Source organism: Xylanibacter brevis P6B11 (assembly GCF_000621825.1).
Classification (GTDB): domain Bacteria; phylum Bacteroidota; class Bacteroidia; order Bacteroidales; family Bacteroidaceae; genus Prevotella; species Prevotella brevis.
Map to the genome: position 1 here is coordinate 388,386 of NZ_KK211352.1, position 15,790 is coordinate 404,175.

The 15,790-nt window shown below is 52.6% G+C and carries 11 protein-coding genes; all 11 read right to left on the reverse strand.

The annotated features are described in order from the left end of the window. Positions 1 to 2: 2 nt before the first annotated feature. On the reverse strand, positions 3 to 2,309 hold the full coding sequence (locus T496_RS0111185) for a GH92 family glycosyl hydrolase (protein ID WP_027450828.1): 2,307 nt from the start codon (positions 2,307 to 2,309) through the stop codon (positions 3 to 5). Between the two features lie 17 nt (positions 2,310 to 2,326). Next, the gene (locus tag T496_RS0111190) at positions 2,327 to 4,729 is read right to left on the reverse strand and encodes a glycoside hydrolase family 38 C-terminal domain-containing protein (RefSeq protein WP_027450829.1); all 2,403 of its coding nucleotides are present in this window, start codon (positions 4,727 to 4,729) and stop codon (positions 2,327 to 2,329) included. Between the two features lie 3 nt (positions 4,730 to 4,732). Continuing rightward, entirely contained in the window at positions 4,733 to 5,935 is a 1,203-nt protein-coding gene (locus T496_RS14540) for a lipoprotein N-acyltransferase Lnb domain-containing protein (protein ID WP_081783638.1), read from the reverse strand. Then, positions 5,936 to 6,667 carry a hypothetical protein gene (locus tag T496_RS0111205; RefSeq protein ID WP_155808879.1) on the reverse strand — a complete coding sequence of 244 codons (732 nt, stop codon included), beginning with the start codon at positions 6,665 to 6,667 and terminating at the stop codon, positions 5,936 to 5,938. It abuts the gene before it with no gap. 120 nt (positions 6,668 to 6,787) lie between these two features. After that, on the reverse strand, positions 6,788 to 10,759 hold the full coding sequence (locus T496_RS0111210; protein WP_027450832.1) for a hybrid sensor histidine kinase/response regulator transcription factor: 3,972 nt from the start codon (positions 10,757 to 10,759) through the stop codon (positions 6,788 to 6,790). A 192-nt stretch (positions 10,760 to 10,951) separates the two neighbouring features. Further along, on the reverse strand, positions 10,952 to 12,784 hold the full coding sequence (locus T496_RS0111215) for a glycoside hydrolase family 2 protein (protein WP_262499111.1): 1,833 nt from the start codon (positions 12,782 to 12,784) through the stop codon (positions 10,952 to 10,954). A 286-nt stretch (positions 12,785 to 13,070) separates the two neighbouring features. Beyond that, entirely contained in the window at positions 13,071 to 13,175 is a 105-nt protein-coding gene (locus tag T496_RS15025; protein WP_231478044.1) for a smalltalk protein, read from the reverse strand. 29 nt (positions 13,176 to 13,204) lie between these two features. Next, on the reverse strand, positions 13,205 to 13,648 hold the full coding sequence (locus tag T496_RS0111225) for an HU family DNA-binding protein (protein WP_027450834.1): 444 nt from the start codon (positions 13,646 to 13,648) through the stop codon (positions 13,205 to 13,207). Positions 13,649 to 13,731: 83 nt separating this feature from the next. Continuing rightward, positions 13,732 to 14,175: a D-Ala-D-Ala carboxypeptidase family metallohydrolase gene (locus tag T496_RS0111230; protein WP_027450835.1), complete on the reverse strand. Its 444-nt coding sequence runs from the start codon at positions 14,173 to 14,175 to the stop codon at positions 13,732 to 13,734. A 171-nt stretch (positions 14,176 to 14,346) separates the two neighbouring features. Then, positions 14,347 to 15,480: a transposase gene (locus T496_RS0111235; RefSeq protein WP_155808880.1), complete on the reverse strand. Its 1,134-nt coding sequence runs from the start codon at positions 15,478 to 15,480 to the stop codon at positions 14,347 to 14,349. Between the two features lie 45 nt (positions 15,481 to 15,525). Next, positions 15,526 to 15,790, reverse strand: a 265-nt coding sequence (locus tag T496_RS15270) for a hypothetical protein (protein WP_231478045.1), incomplete at its 5' end; no start/stop codon positions are given.

Consider the following 15,790-nt stretch of genomic DNA (forward strand, 5'->3'; position numbering starts at 1 on the left):
TTCTATTTCTTATTAGCTTTGTTACTCATCTCCATCTCCAGGACACCACCTTTTTCTATGTCCTTGAAGTCAATATGATAGTGATTGTAAGGTTTCCCGTTGAGGGTCATCTTCCCAATATACACATTCTCAGGAGCATTGTCATTGGCAATGATGGTGAACGTCTTGCTGCTGGGCAGATGGAAGGTGATCTTCGAGAACACAGGCGATGTTATCTCGAAACGCGTATCGCCCGGACAAGCCTGATGAATACCGGCAGCTGTCAACACATACCATGCCGACATCTGTCCCACATCCTCATTGCCACACAGTCCCTCAACCTTGTTCTTATAGGCATGCGCACAGATGTAGCGCGTCCAATACTGTGTGAGCCAAGGAGCACCCAATTGGTTAAAGATATACGGCACGAAATGCACGGGCTCGTTGGCATGGTTGTAATACACGTTCCAGAACATATCCTGCGGTGTCTGCTCAAACATCCATTGCAAATCTTTCAACACCGCCTTTCTGCCACCCATCAGGCTGACCATGCCTTTCACATCATGAGGTACGAACCATCCCTGCTGCAGGGCGTTGCTCTCCATGGCGCCATACCATTCCTGCAGGCGTCCCTGCTGGGGCCATTCCACCCACGAGCCGTCTTCATTCCTCGGGCGGAACCATCCTTTCTCTTTGTCAAACATCAGTCGGTAGGCCTGGCTCTTCTTCAGGTATTCCTTTTCATCGGCCTTCTTTCCCAGGGCCTTTGCAAGTTGAGCCACACACCAGTCTGTATAGGCGTATTCTAACGTATGCGACAGGCCAAGCGTACCTGGGGTGAAGCCCAGCTTGTCATTGCCAAACTTTGCAGAGGAGTTCTTAGCATACCGGTAAGCCTGCTCAATGTCATAACCACGGATACCCTTGGCATAGGCATCGGCTAATACAGAGATGGCAGGATTGCCCAACATACATCCCGAGTAGCTGTTCAGAAACTCCCAGCGTTCATAATATTCTTTTCCGCTTTGTTCTGCCAGAGAAATCAGCGAGCCCAGCATGTCGTTGACCAACGTAGGATTGATGATGGTCTGCAGGGGCATCTGCGAACGGAACACGTCCCATCCGCTGAAGATCGTACGCTTGGTAAAGGTGCCGTCGCTCTGATGTATCTGGTAGTCACCTCCCACATAGCGGCCATCCACGTCGGTATAGACGCGGGGGTCTATCATCGTGTGATAGAGGGCCGTGTAGAAAACCGTTCTCTCATCATCCGTACCGCCTTCCACCTCTATTCTACTCAATTCCTTGTTCCACAGTGCCTTGGCAGCATGACGCACAGCCTCAAAGTCTTTATCTCGAAGTTCTGCCTCAAAGTTCTTGCGTGCACCCTCCTGGTCCACAAACGAGATGCCCACCTTCAGCTCCACCTGGTCGTTGGGTTCGGTGGCAAACTGCGTAAAGAAACCAATATGGCTGCCCTGCAACGACTGCTGACCACGAATAATCTCGGCCTTCTCCACCACGTCCAGATACGCGTTGCTCACCACATCATCGTTATGACGACTCATCCCATCGGGGATATGAGCAGACCAGAAACCGTAGTCTTTCATCGGACGTGACAGCTCTGCATGGAAGAACACGGTATAGCGACCTTTTCCCTGACCGTCGCCCCAGCCGCCACCATCGGGCGTGCAACGCATCCACCCTTCTATGGTGCGATCGTCTATCACCTGCACATACTCCTCTTCGGCGGTTCCTCCTACCCTTCTAGCTAGGTCCACCTGTATGCGCGACTGGTCGTTCTTCGGGAAGGTCATTCTGAGAATACCGCCATGGGGTGTGGCAGATGTCTCCACCCGGATATTGTAGTCGGTCAGCAAGGCCGCATAATAACCGGCGCCAGCCACCTCGGCCGACTTATCCTGACGCGAGCGCCATCCCGGTCGTTTTCCCTCAATGCCGGCAATGGTCTTCATCGGTCCCGTCGTAGGCATCACGAGGAAGTTGCCCAAATCACCGTTCCAGCCTATTCCGCTCATCTGCGTCATGGCAAACCCCTCTATCGTCTCGTGTTCATAACTATAGCCCGAGCCGTTGTCGCCCCCCGTGATGGTCTGCGGACTCACCTGTACCAGTCCGTAGGGTGTCGTTGCACCGGGAAAAGTCTTTCCCAGTCCATGATAGGCACCTGCAGCATCCACATTCGTCGATGCGCCGATAAAGGGGTTCACTGCATCCGCAGGGGTTTGAGCGTTGATGTCAGTCAAGCATAGCAAGCTTCCCACAATAGACATCAGAGTCCAATGTGATAAGTATTTTCGTGTGTACATAACTATTTTTATATGGATTATCTTTCCGGATATATTTTCAGTGTCTTAATGGCAAAACGAGGCATCTTCATGCTGATGGTGCCCTTCGCATCTGGTCGATGGTGTGCTAATGGCTCTCCGTTCAGGTCCACCTCCACAACATCCTTCACGGGGAAACCCAGCCTCAGCTGTTCACGTCCACCCTTGCCGTCGGCATTGAAAAGTCGCAGTATCATGGCACCATCGTCTTGCATCATGGCAGCGCTCAGCTGACAGGTGGCTGCGAGCAACTGGCGTGTGGGGTACTGCTGTGCATGACAGCCCGAGGCCACCAGCGGGTTGTGCCAATCGTCCACCATATCCTGCAGCTGTGCCTGGTCCCATCGTCCCTGATGCGGAACCAAGGCATAGTTCATCTCCGTAGCACCATTGATTGGATAGCGGCGCCACCATAGTCCGTCGCCTGCATACTGCACAGTCAGTGCCAGCGGTTCGTCGGCACCATAAGAGTAGCTGGTGGTATGGTCCGACAACAATGCAAAACCCTGTCCTTTCCGTCCTTCACTGAGGTCCACCCAGTTCAGCACCACGTTGTGCTTGATACTGTCCCAACGGTTGTAGAACGTGTCATCAAGCCGACTCTCGCAGACGTCGAAAGGTGCATCCTTGCTCAACCGAGGCTGTTGCAGCGCCACAGGGAAGAGCATTCGTAACATGTAGCGCGTGTCATAGTAAGGCGTGCGGTTGGCATTACTGCGATAGCGGAAGGGATCACCCACAGAGGTATCTTCCGTCCAGTTTATAGTCAACTGACAGTCCACGCGCCGCTGTCCCTGTGTCAGTGTGATGGTATGCGAGAAAGGCACCCCTGCCACATAGCCGTCTATGCGTATTTGCTGTTTCAGCGGGTGGTCTGCCAAACAGGTGGCCGTGGCTACACTCTCTGTTGATGAGCGCATACCGCCGTGCTGATTGAAATAGCCTTTCAACTCGCCAAAATGCGATGTGCTCCGTTGGTCAACCAGTTCCCTGCCACCTTGTTGTTTGTCTATCCAGCTACTGACGATGCCACCTCGTTTCAAATCGAACGTCAACCGATACTGGTCGTTTTCCAGGACTGCCGTTGTCTCGCCCTGCCATCTGTCCTCACGAGCCTGCGCTGCCACGGCAGTATCCACGCGACACGTTGTCTGTCCGAAGGCCGGCACATCGACCCACAGCAGTCGCCCGTCGGCCGTCGTGGCCACCTCCTGTCGGCGGTGCGCCGTGGTGTTATAGAACGTCACATACGGGCCACCTTGCTTCCCGACGGCAATGGCGTCGCTCATCATCTTGCGTGCCGTCGCCACACTGCAGTCGGTCCACATGCGGATAGCATCTGCCCACGTGCCGTAGTCCTTCAAGTTGTTGTAAGGCACAATCCACGAGTCGTGATGCTGCGCCAACATCAGCGTGCGCCAAGCCTCGTCCATCTGCCACTGGTCCATACGATGCCCCGTCAGCACACCGAGTTTCTCGGCCTGCACCAACAGGTTCTCGGCCTGACGCACCTGTCGGCCAATGCGCTGCATCACCTGCGAGCCCCACATCAGTCCTGGGTGTATGTCCTCCTGCGACCAGCGCCATTCCTCCACGTTCTTCTTTTGCGTATAGCGGTCTATATAGTCCGTCCATCTCACATACTGCGTCTGTCCCTTACGGTCACGCAACCAGGGACCATAGGTCCAACCAGCATCCTGATAGCACATGCCCACAGGGTTCTCGATACCAGCCTTCTCACAAGCCCTGATATATTCCTCAGAGTTGGTCCAGCCAATGGTCTGCCACACCGACCCCTCCTGCAGTTTCTCGCAGGCATAGCGTGGCACCGCAATCATCTTGCTGCCGTCAGGTCCCACCAGGTTCACCAGCTGTCCGCCGTGCGCCTCGGTATAACCGCCCCAACAGGTGTCAGGACACTTCAGTGCCACATACTTAAAGCCCAGCAGCCTCAGCAACTGTGGCAACTGGCTCGTATAACACGGTTCCTCGCTGCTGTAGGTATTAAAGCTGATGCCAGGGAAATGGCTGCGCAGCTTCTGCATACCATACTGAAACTGGCGGATGATGCTCTCGCCATTAATATTATATAAATAAGGTTGCGCATAGGTAGGGTTGGTCACCTCCACCTGCGAACTCATCATTTTCTGCTTAAACAGGCGGTAGGCCTCAGGGGTGCGCACCGCCACCGTGTCCCATGTCTCGGGTTCTATCTCCAGACCTATGCGCCAGTCGGGATAGCGTTCCAGCTGATCCACCATAAACTGTGTGTAGGTGTCCAGCGGATAATGTCCGTAGAGTCCTCCATGGAAGCCATCTACGAAGAAGTTGCTGGTCTGTGCCTGGGCGGTCACCACCAGCATCGCATATAAAAAGAGTCTCAGTCGTCGTGTCTTCATCATTCATCATCCGTTTGCTGCCTTCAGTCCCTTCGCATTCCGCAGACATCTTACGGCCAGTATCGCCACGACCAGACTGTGAGCGGTGTCAATCTGCGACACAAAAGGAGTGAGCAGTATGAATACAATCAATAATAAGAAATAGCAAAATACCAGTCGGCGGTAGCCCTTCCACCGGCGCAGCCACAGCCATAGCAGCAGTGGCAGCGGGTTGAACACCACCACATACCAGTTGCCCGATGTGCCTTCCAGCGAAGAACAGAACGTGGTGTAGCACAGTGCCAGCGCTATCACGGTCTGCGTCAGTAGCAGCAACGCATCGACGCCGGCAGCCAACCGGCGCAGCCTGCCTCGTTGTTCTACGGCGGTGAGCACCACCACCAGCAGCAGCACGATGGCAAAACAGACCGTTGGGGTCAGCCACGAAGTGCCGCTACCGTCATCGCCGGCTATCAGCACATGGCCGTTTTTCTCCAACAGCAACGGGCGTCGGCTGCCTATCGTGTCCATCACAGACGCATGCTGCCATGTCTCCACCAACAGCGATGGCGAGTATTTCAGTCCCTTCTGCCCCACCTCGTCGCCCTCGGCACCCAATAGTGTGTTCCAGAAGAAGTCCACCCACGGACGGTCCTTCGAGATGTGGTGCACAAAGTGGCGGTAGGTGCCATTCAGAATGGGCGATATAGAATCATACACCAGCTTTGTATCGTCCTGCAGTGCGCTGTTCACAGCACTGGCACACATGCTGGCGCAGTTGGTTGTCAGGTAGTTATAGCGACGGTAGGCCCCGCGTGCCAGTTCATTGTCGAGCAGTTCCCACAGCCGTCTTTTCTGTTGCAGACTGAGGTTCAGCTCATACTCCACCACCTGTCGTCCTTCGTCGATATAGTCCTGCAAATAATCACGACTATGTGCAACGGCATATTCCCCCAAGGCCTCGCCCGTGAAGAAAGCCAGGCGGTTGGCTGCCGTGTCGTCAAGTCCATAAGTGAAAGAAAGGTCTAATCCCGCCGACGGACATTGCAGTCGCAGCGCACAATGACCATGTGCCGTATAGATGGTATAGCCCGGTGCCACGCTGAGCAGCGACACCTTGATATCTGTGGCCAGCCCGTCGTCGTCGGTTTGTGAAAAGCTCATCGCCGGCAACAGCCACAAGACTGTTGCCACGACGATGAGCCGAATAAAAACCTTCCTTAATATCATTTACTTGATGACTTTCTTTCCGTTTATAATATAGATACCCTTGCGCATAGAGGTCACCTTCTGTCCGCTGAGTGTGAAGACCTGCGCCTTAGAAGTCTGACGCACCACGTTGTTGATCTTGTCAGGATTGTCACCATCAGGCAGCACAGTGCCCTCTGGCAAGAACACCGCATAGACCACATGGTCTGGCTCTACGTTCCAGTTATCCTTGGCTCGCGCATCCTCACGCGCCATGTCAGAAGTATATCCTTTATTTTCATCTGTTTGGGCATCAACATCACGAGAGCAGTTAGCATTGAACACCAGTCCGCCGTCTGCAACATAAGGGTCGGTCCATCCGTTGCTGTCGGTTGTTGGGGCCACCAGCAGGTCGGCCTTGGTGTACTCGTTGTCGGCTTTCTTCACCAGACTGAAGCCAGCCAGTTCATAGCCCTCTTCAGCCTCACCGAAAAGGCCCACCATGTAAAAGCCGCGCAGCGGATCACCTTCCTCACGAGTCAGGTCGTTACCATTCTCACCAATTGTTGCTTTCAAAGTAGCTGTCTCACCCTTACGAGTTTGCTGGTTAGACGGGTCTTCAGTCTTCATATAGACAACACCACGTCCAGTCTCGTTGGCCACCAATTGCACATGAATGTTTTTGTAGGGAGTAGCCTGTGCACTAATTGCCACCACGCAGAGAGCCATTGCAGCCACCATTCTGCGTACCTTTGAAAAGTAAATCTTTTGCATAATGTTTTAAGTTTTGAGTTAATTAATAATTTTGGTAAAAACACGTTGCAAAAGTACTTACTATTCCTATTTTGGGCTATCAAAAAAGAACACAAAAGCATTAAAAACGAACCAAAAGCACTATTCCTGCACATTTTTCTGATTGACGAACTCCTTTGGCAACATTCCAAACTGTTTTTGGAAGCACTGTGTGAAGTAGCTGGGCGAATTGAATCCCACCATGTAGCACACCTCGTTGATCTTTGTCTCACCCTGCTTCAGCAACTGTGCCGCCCGTTTCAGTCGTTCCACCTTAATATAATTATTCGGTGTAAGGTTAAACAAACCACGCATCTTTCTGTTCAGGTTCGTTCTGCTCATACACATCTCGCTGGCCAGCGCATTGATGTCGAAGTCGCTGTCCTTGACATGGTCGGTCATCACCTTTTCCAGTCGCTGCATAAATGCCTCGTCGGCCTTCGAAATCGACACCGTGTCCTGTTGCAGGAATGGCGAGGTGGCATACGCCTGCTTGATGCTCTGTCGCGAACGTAGCAGATTCTGAATCACGCTGAGCAGGTAGTCCATCGAGAACGGCTTTTCGATGTAGCTGTCGGCACCGCTCTCCATGCCTTGTATCTTGGCCGATTCCAGCGTCAGGGCCGTCAGCAGTATCACGGGCACATGACTGAAGTTCACGTCGCCCTTCACGTGCTGGCACAACTCAAAACCGTCCATCGGCTCCATCATCACGTCAGATACGATGATGTCCACATCATGGTCGGTCAGCACCTTCAGGGCCTGTTCGCCATCGGTGGCCGTCAGCACACGGTAATGTCGCTGCAGGTGGTTCTTCTCATGAGCCAGCAGGGCAGCGTTATCCTCTACTATCAGCACCGTTGGCAACTGCTCCTGACCTGTCTGTTCGTCGGCCTCTGCTGTTGTCGTGTCGGCGATGACGGTCTCTTCGTCCAGCCTCATCACATAGTCTTGCTGTTCGATGGGCAGCGTCAGTCGGAACACGTTGAGTGTGTCATCGTCTATGATCTCCAGCTTGCCGCCGTGCAGCTCTGCCAGCGAACGCGCCAGTGCCAGACCGATGCCGGTGCCCGTCTTCGCCTCGGCATTGTCGGCGCGGAAGAAAGGCTTGAAAATCTGCTGTCGCATCTGTGCATCGATCAGTCGTCCGTCGTTGCGCGTGGTAATCTCCACCTGTTCTTCGCGGGCCGTCACCTCCACGCAGACCTGCTGTTCGCAGTACTTCGTGGCGTTGGTCAACAGGTTGCTCACAATCTTTGTCAGTGCCTCGCGGTCCACCCAAGCCATCAGCGGTGTTTCCGGCAGTATGATATTGTCGGCTATGCCACGCTGCTGCATCAGTGGTCTGAAGCGCTTATAGACATCCTTCACCACCTGTCCGATGTTACAGTGCTGGAAGTTCAGTCGCAGTCCGTCGCGTTCTATCTTTCTGAAGTCCAGCAACTGGTTTGTCAGGTCCAGCAGTCGTGTCACGTTCTGGTCCATGATGTGCAGGTTCTCGCGTTCATCATCATCATCGATGTCCTTCTGCAGGATGTCCGTCAGCGGACCCTTTATCAGTGTCAGCGGCGTGCGTATCTCGTGAGCCACGTTGGTAAAGAAGCTGATCTTGCTTTGGTATAGCTCCTGCTGCTTCTCGTGCTCGAACTTCTCCATAGCCAATTGCCTGTTCATGTGCGAGCGCTCTTTCAGATAGCGATAGACCAGCAGTCCTACACCCGTCATCAGCAACAGGTAGAGCAGCCATGCCCACCAGCGCTGATACCAGGGGCGCAGCACGGTGATGCGCAACGTATAGGGCTCGGCCGTCTTACCGATGTTCGACATGTCTTGCACGTGTAGCACATAATTGCCTGGCGGCAGGTTGGTATATCTGATATAGTTGTCGCTATACAGGTTTTGCCATTCATGGTCGAAGCCCTCCAGGTAATAGGCTATCTGTCGCATCTGCGCATCGCGGTACGACAGCACCGATATCTTCAGCGAGAAAGCATTCTGATCGTGGTTCAGGGTCAGCTCGCGCGTCACCGTGATGCTCTCGGTGAGGGGCGACTCGGGTGTGAAGTTATCTACCACGCTGCCTTGCAGCATCAGCTCGGTGGCAATAATCACCGGGGCAGAGGATACCCCCAGGAAACTCTCGGGCGAGAAGGCCACCAGTCCCGACTGACAGCCCAGATAGATTTGTCCCTTCGAGCTGCACAGCGACGAGTTGCCGCTGAAGTTGTTGTCCAGCAGTCCGTTGACTGTGGAATAAATACGCGTAGAACGGTCGTCGGGGTTGTAGCACATCAGTCCTTCGTTGGTGGTCAACCATAGCTGTCCCATTCTGTCTTCCACCATGCTCTGCACCATGCGCTGCGAACAGAAGCTGGGTATGGGCACGTGTTCAAACCGGCGTTTCTTCTTGTCATACAGGCTGGCACCGTTACAGTCGGTATAAACCCATATATCGCCATGCGATGTCTCGCAGAGGCCCACCACATTATTGCTGGCCAGCGTGCCATCTGCCTCACGGAAATGTTGCCACTGCTTGCTACCTGCTGTGCGCAGAAACACACCACAGTCATAGATAGCCACCCACAGGTTGTGACGTCTGTCTTCCATAATGTCTTTCACAATCTGCTGCGGCAACTCCTTGAGGTGGTTGAATCTGTCCTGTGCCGGGTCGTAGCAATACACGCCGCCCAGCGTTCCCACATAGACGTTGTTGCTCTGCCTGGCTTTTTCTAGCGTCAGGATGAAGTTGTCGTGCAACTGTCCGTCTTCACTGCTCGACTCATAGCTGCGCAACAAGCGCCCGGTGTTGACGTCCATCACCTTCAAACCGTTGTTCAGTGTGCCTGCCCACACCTCGTTGCCCACCAGACACAGGCTCTGCACATTGGGGAAGGCCACACTGGCTGCCAGGTGTTCAAAGCGCCCTGTTGCGGGGTCCAGTCGGTTCAGTCCACCATCCTCGGTGGCCACCAGGATATGTCCGTTGGCAGCCTCAACCATCTGTCCCACCCTTCGACCGTGCAACGAGCCTTCCACATCCACGCGCGGCATATAGTTGTTGAAGGCATAGGCCATGCGGGGTGCATAGCACACGCCACCGAAATAAGAGCCCACCCAGATGCCGCCATCCTTGTCGCGGAACACCTTCTGCAGCGAGTTGTCCGACAGCGAGAAGGGGTTGGTGGCTTCATACTTATAGTGTGTATAGCTGTTGCTGCTCATGTTGAAGGCAAACAGTCCGCTCTCCGTGGCCATGAGCAGCTGGTCGTCGTTTTTGATCAGGTCTCTGGCATAGAGCTCCTTGCCGTCAACAGAAGATATCAGGGGTATCAGCCGCTTCTCGGGTATGTTCAGTTCCGACAGTCCCGATGCCGACGAGCAGATAAAGAAGCGTCCCTGCTCCGTCGATGTCATCCCCATGATGGTCTGGTGCTCCAGGATGTTCCTGCCGTTAACACCCGTGAAGCTGACAATCGTCTTAAACAGGTTTCGGGTGAACGACAGGCCGCTCTCGTAGAAACCTATCCAGATGGTATGGTCACTGTCCATATACAGACTCGACACCGCCGGATAGCCCTCAAGCTTATGGTGTTGCAGCTTGCCTTTCTGCAGGTCGTAGATATAAATACCCTCGTTGTTACACCCTATCAGCACCCGTTGTGCATCGCCTGTGATCACATTGACCTGGCGCTCTATGCTTTCGCCCGCCGCCGTCTTGGTCGAGAAGCGACGGAAAGAGTCGGTCGTTGGCGAATAGATATAAACCCCATGATCCGTACCCACCCACAACTCGTGGTTAGGTGCCTCGTACATCACACAGATACGGTCGCTGCCCAACTGGTTGGCACCGTTGCCTTTATGATAAACCTTAAACGAACGCCCATCAAAACGGTTCATGCCGTCGTTGGTGCCAAACCACATAAAACCCATGTTGTCCTGAACAATAGACATCACCGAGTTCTGCGACAGCCCGTTGTTGGTGTCGTAATGTCTGAACTGATATTCTGCAGCAGTTGCCACGCCACCAAGCAGGCACAGCAACAAGTATAAAAGGCGAATGATTTTCAGTCTCATCAGCAATATATAGTTATCACTTACTTTTCATACAAAAGTAGCTTAAACCACAGACAACCCCTACTATCGTCCCGTATTCTTATTGATTTTTAACATTCAACGGGACCGTTCGTCATTCATCTGTAAAAACAAAAAGCTTCCCGCCCACAAGTACGGCGGAAAGCTTTTTGTTTTTACCAGAAATCTGTCTTATTACTTCTCTATGATGCTGGGAATCTTCTCGAAGATAGCCTTCCACTTGGCTGCATCAAACTTAGGACGACGGTCGTAATAGTAAACACCGTTCTTCTCCTGCTCCACGTCGGTGATTTGCGTATAGCAGAATCCAACCACGTTCTTACAAGCCTTGATGGCATCAATCTCCTTTTCCAGAATCTCGAAGAACTCGTCTTCGGTCTCAATCTGAGCGCCATAGCCCCATGAGTTGCCACGCTCAGCCTTGGGAATCCAGCCCAGTCCGCCAAACTCGTCGATCATATAAGGCTGACCTTCCCATTCTGCCAGGTAGTCCTTGCCAGCCATGTTGCGGTAGTGGGGAGCGCCATTTCTGAAGGTGTGGTTCTCCACCAGCTTGTCGTATTCGCGTGTGTAGTCATGAACGCTCCAGATATCGGTCTTCACATGACCGTCGCCACTGGCATCATTCACAGGACGTGTGGGGTCGATGGCCTTTGTCAGGTTATACAGGTCCTGCACAAAACGAACATAGGTGCCTGCCTGTGCTCCCCAGGTCTCGTTAAGGGGTGTCCAGGTCACGATACATGGATGGTTGCGGTCGCGCACCACGAGGTCGGTCCACTCACGCAGGAAGTTTCCTGTTGCCTCCTGGTTGTTGACGTTGGTGCCCCACGATGCCTGTTCGCCCCAGCAGATGTAACCCAGCTTGTCGGCCCAGTAGTAGTAGCGCTCCTCGAAGGCTTTCTGGTGCAGACGGGCACCGTTGAAGCCAACGGCCTTACTCATCTCGATGTCGTGCTTGAGAGCCTCATCAGTAGGAGCTGTCCAGATGCCGTCGGGATAGTAGCCCTGATCCAGCACCAGACGCTGGAAGTAAGGCTTGTTGTTCAGATAGAAGTAGCCATCGGCACAGTGGATCTTACGCATACCGGCATACGAGCTGACCTCGTCAATCACCTTGCCGGCAGCATCCTTCACGATGTACTTCACGTCGTAGAGGAAAGGACTCTCAGGGCTCCACAGCTTGGGCTTCTTAATGCTCAGCACCAGGTTGCTGCCGTTCACGGCATTGGCTGTCTTGGTGGCAACCACCTTCTTGCCGTCCAGCACCTGCACGGTCAGCGTGTTGCCGTTAGCCTCGCCATAGAACTCCGGACGTACCACCAGCTGCTGCTGGTCGATATCGGGAATGGCAAACACATTCTTCAGTCCCTGCGCACTCACGGGCTCCAACCATACGGTCTGCCAGATACCCGTTGTGCGGGTGTAGTCGCAACCGCCAGAGTAGTAGTTCCAGCACTGTTTGCCGCCAGGCTGCATACCGCTGCGCAGGTTGTCCACAACGCGCACAACCAAGTTGGCGCTCTGGCCGGCAGGCACATATTTCGTGATGTCCATCTCGAAACTGCTTCCCGTGCCGAAGTGCTGCATCACCTCTTTACCATTAATATATATCGTAGCCTCATAGTCCACGGCACCAAAGTGCAGCAGAATCTTCTTGCCAGCCCATGCTGCAGGCACGCTGATGGTGCGCTGATACCACATGCAGTTGATGAAGTCCGTGTGCTCTACGCCGCTGAGCTTACTCTCAGGACAGAAGGGCACCAGGATCTTGTCGTCGAAACCCTTACTGTTGCGGAAGTCGCGCGCATCGCCCGACTTTCCGAAGTCGAAAGTGTAGGTCCATGTGCCGTTCAGGTTCAACCACTGACTGCGCTCAAATTGCGGACGCGGATACTCTGCTCGTGGTGTGCTGGCTTTCACAGCAAAAGCCCCCATAAGAGTCATCATAGCCACAAAAATTACTCTTTTCTTGAAAGTTGTTCCAAGGATGTTGATTGATCTCATTTTTTTTGTTAATTAGGTTTGAATTGAATTGAGCTATGTGTCTATAGATTACCATCAAGCATGATAATGACTTTAATGAAACTAAGGACAGCTCGCAATATATATAATCGGGCACAAAGGTAAGTAAATTTTTAGAATTATCGGCCATTATCCTTGAATTATTATTGATTTACGTCAAATTTCCTAGCCACCGATCATGCACCCAAAACACCTCCGGGACGCCCCAAAGCACAAAAAAAACCTGGACCATCATCATGATCCAGGTTGGCAGGTTGGTGGCGCGCCGCTATGCTGCCACACACGATATCACACCCAGCGAGGTGGCAATAGCCGTCAGCACGGCAATGGCGGTCTGAAGCACAAACTTCCAAATGTCTATCTTCTTCATCATCTATACATTGTTTCGTTCATACTCGCTGATCAATCCTCGTTCTCGGTCTCCTCCTTCTTCGAGAAGCCATACATGGGCATCTCCATCAGTCGGCAACCGCTGGTCAGCTCCTTCACGCGGTGCTTGTCAGACGAGATGCGGGTCTCGGGCTGGAAAGTCACCCTCACGCTCTTCACGTTGTTGGCAGTAAACTCCTCGGCGCTGTCGGCACCAGTGGTACTGATAGACAACTTAAACGCACCCAGATAGGGCAGCTTCACGCGCTTAGAGTCCTGCAGCAGATCACGCACGGTGGGACCCAGCTCGCTCAGCACCGCCAGGATGTCGGCACGCTTCACCGTACAGTTGTCCTGCATCTTCAAGGCAATCTCCTCGATACCCACGGTCTCGGTGATGGCCACGCGGGCATACCACTTACCGAACATCTTAGAATTCTTCACTTCGTTAACATACTTCTTAAAAAACAGCTTCATAATTTTTTGTGTGTTTTAAATGGTTAATAAAAAATTTGTTGTGTTATCAATGTTGTGTGCCTCTGCACACGATCTTTTCTTTTTTAGACAGTCAGCTCCTTGACCATCTGTCGGTTGGCCCTCCGCCCCGGCTGGAAGATGTAGCTCACGTGGATCCAGCAGCAGCCATTGCTCAGTCGTCGTTCCAGCAGCAACTGATCGAACACCAGGTGTTTGCTGATAAAGAGGTAGTAGCGCTGTGCTGTCTGTTGCGAGCCGCAGTGAATGTCGGCCGCCTCGCCCCGCATGTGTTGTGAGTTCTTGACGCCGCCCACCGCTTTGTTCAGCGCCTCACAGCGATAGCCGCTCGCTATGATGATGCGTCCGAATCGTTGTCTCAGTGGCTCCAGCACCTCCTCGCACAGATGCCTCAGCGCTTCCACCTCTTTCTCGCCAGGTTCGTTTTTCAGTCCCAGTCGGATGGCCGTACCCGAGGCCATCATTTCTTGGAGCGTGAAATGCTCCGTCAGTTGTGTTTGTGTTCTCATGGTTTTTTCTATTATAATTATTAAGGTATTAAAGGTTGGTCAATCCTTGTCGGGATGTCTCTTATTCCTTTCGACGTTGCAAAGGTACAACATTTCGCCAGCCAAATCAAGTCCTTGTATGGTAGAGATAATGGTAGAAAAAAAATACCGTGGGGGAACCACGGCATTACACTATTCATCATATTGCCACCAGTCGTCACGTCGGCGGCATAATGCCTGCACTATACAGTTCATCGATTTGCACTCTGCCACTGATATCTTCTCATCCCTGCGATGGTAGCGATAATGCCAAGGCGTCGCAAACAGTAGCCGACCCTCAAGGCAGGCCTGCATCTTCTCTTCCGAAGGATGATACATCTCCGCAAAACCATTATCTAGCACAATAATCACAGCAGAGCCTTGCGCCATCACTGCAGCCATAATATCCTGCTCGCCTTTGGCTATGCGGGCAGACACCAACACAGCCCCATCCCTGGCCGCCTGCAGACACCGCTGCTTCTGTCGTTCAAAGAGGGACTTGTCCTTACGATGACACACCACTGGCAACAGCCGTTTCTGCAACAAGCTCCTGTGACCATAAGTGTTACAACCCACCTTTCCACCTTCATTCAGCAACCGTTCCTTCAGCATCAGCCAAGTCCCGTTATCCATTTGCGAGGCATCACACTCCCGTTCCAGATAGCCATACAGAGCAGGAAATGTCAACGCAGTATCAACACCACCCTTCTGAATCCTCAGTCCCCCACTGCTTGACATACGAATCAAGCGCATTCTTGGGTTCTTCCTGATATATTGCCGCTGCTGCTCCAACTGTTCGCTTTGCAGAGGCATCACGTCCACATAGCCTGAGTCAAAAAGAGGAGGTCTGTCACTACACGCCTTCGATGGCACCTTTTCACCTTCCACATAGCCATCCGTCTGCCTTTCCATCCCAGTCATTTCCCAAAAGAGCCTATTACACCCCTTCTTAAAACCAGCAATCACATTTCCCAGATGCATCACATGACCATTTCTGCTAACCACATCCCTATGTACCACAGCAATAAAATGCACATGATCTGGCATAATCACATAATCCTGAATCTCAACCATCGGGTAGTACTTAGAGATACTATTCAGCAATTCTCGTTGCACCATCAAGCCAATAGCCGACAAAGCCACATGAGGACCATTCGGATCTTCATCATCCCTATTCAGATCACCCACGATACGTCCCAAAGCCTGCGTTCTTCTATCGTTTAGTACAAGAGTAATATGGTAGATGCCCGTCCGTCTATAGTCATGAAACTCACATCGCCGTTTCATATTATGCCCCTTTTCCATACACCTTTTTATATTATCAAGTATAGTTTAGAGCCGCAAAGTTACCTGTTTTCCTGCAAACCGCCGCCCATCATCATCAAAAAAAATGCAGATACCCCATAAAAAAACAACCAATACGCCCCCTAGCATGTCTTGCGGTTTCCCCGCAAGAAAAAAAAGCAAAGCACCACAAGCACCCGCAACCACCCCTAGTGTGTCTTGCGGTTTCCCCGCAAGAAGAAAAGCAAAGCACCACAAACACCCACAACCGCCCCTAGCATGTCTTGCAGTTTCCCCGCAAGAAGAAACCAAA

Coding starts and splice junctions, on each gene's coding strand:
- T496_RS0111205 (WP_155808879.1), bottom strand. CDS start 6,667: ATGCAAAAGATTTACTTTTCAAAGGTACGCAGAATGGTGGCTGCAATG.
- T496_RS15025 (WP_231478044.1), bottom strand. CDS start 13,175: ATGATGAAGAAGATAGACATTTGGAAGTTTGTGCTTCAGACCGCCATT.
- T496_RS0111235 (WP_155808880.1), bottom strand. CDS start 15,480: ATGAAACGGCGATGTGAGTTTCATGACTATAGACGGACGGGCATCTAC.
- T496_RS0111225 (WP_027450834.1), bottom strand. CDS start 13,648: ATGAAGCTGTTTTTTAAGAAGTATGTTAACGAAGTGAAGAATTCTAAG.
- T496_RS0111190 (WP_027450829.1), bottom strand. CDS start 4,729: ATGATGAAGACACGACGACTGAGACTCTTTTTATATGCGATGCTGGTG.
- T496_RS14540 (WP_081783638.1), bottom strand. CDS start 5,935: ATGATATTAAGGAAGGTTTTTATTCGGCTCATCGTCGTGGCAACAGTC.
- T496_RS0111185 (WP_027450828.1), bottom strand. CDS start 2,309: ATGTACACACGAAAATACTTATCACATTGGACTCTGATGTCTATTGTG.
- T496_RS0111210 (WP_027450832.1), bottom strand. CDS start 10,759: ATGAGACTGAAAATCATTCGCCTTTTATACTTGTTGCTGTGCCTGCTT.
- T496_RS0111230 (WP_027450835.1), bottom strand. CDS start 14,175: ATGAGAACACAAACACAACTGACGGAGCATTTCACGCTCCAAGAAATG.
- T496_RS0111215 (WP_262499111.1), bottom strand. CDS start 12,784: ATGAGATCAATCAACATCCTTGGAACAACTTTCAAGAAAAGAGTAATT.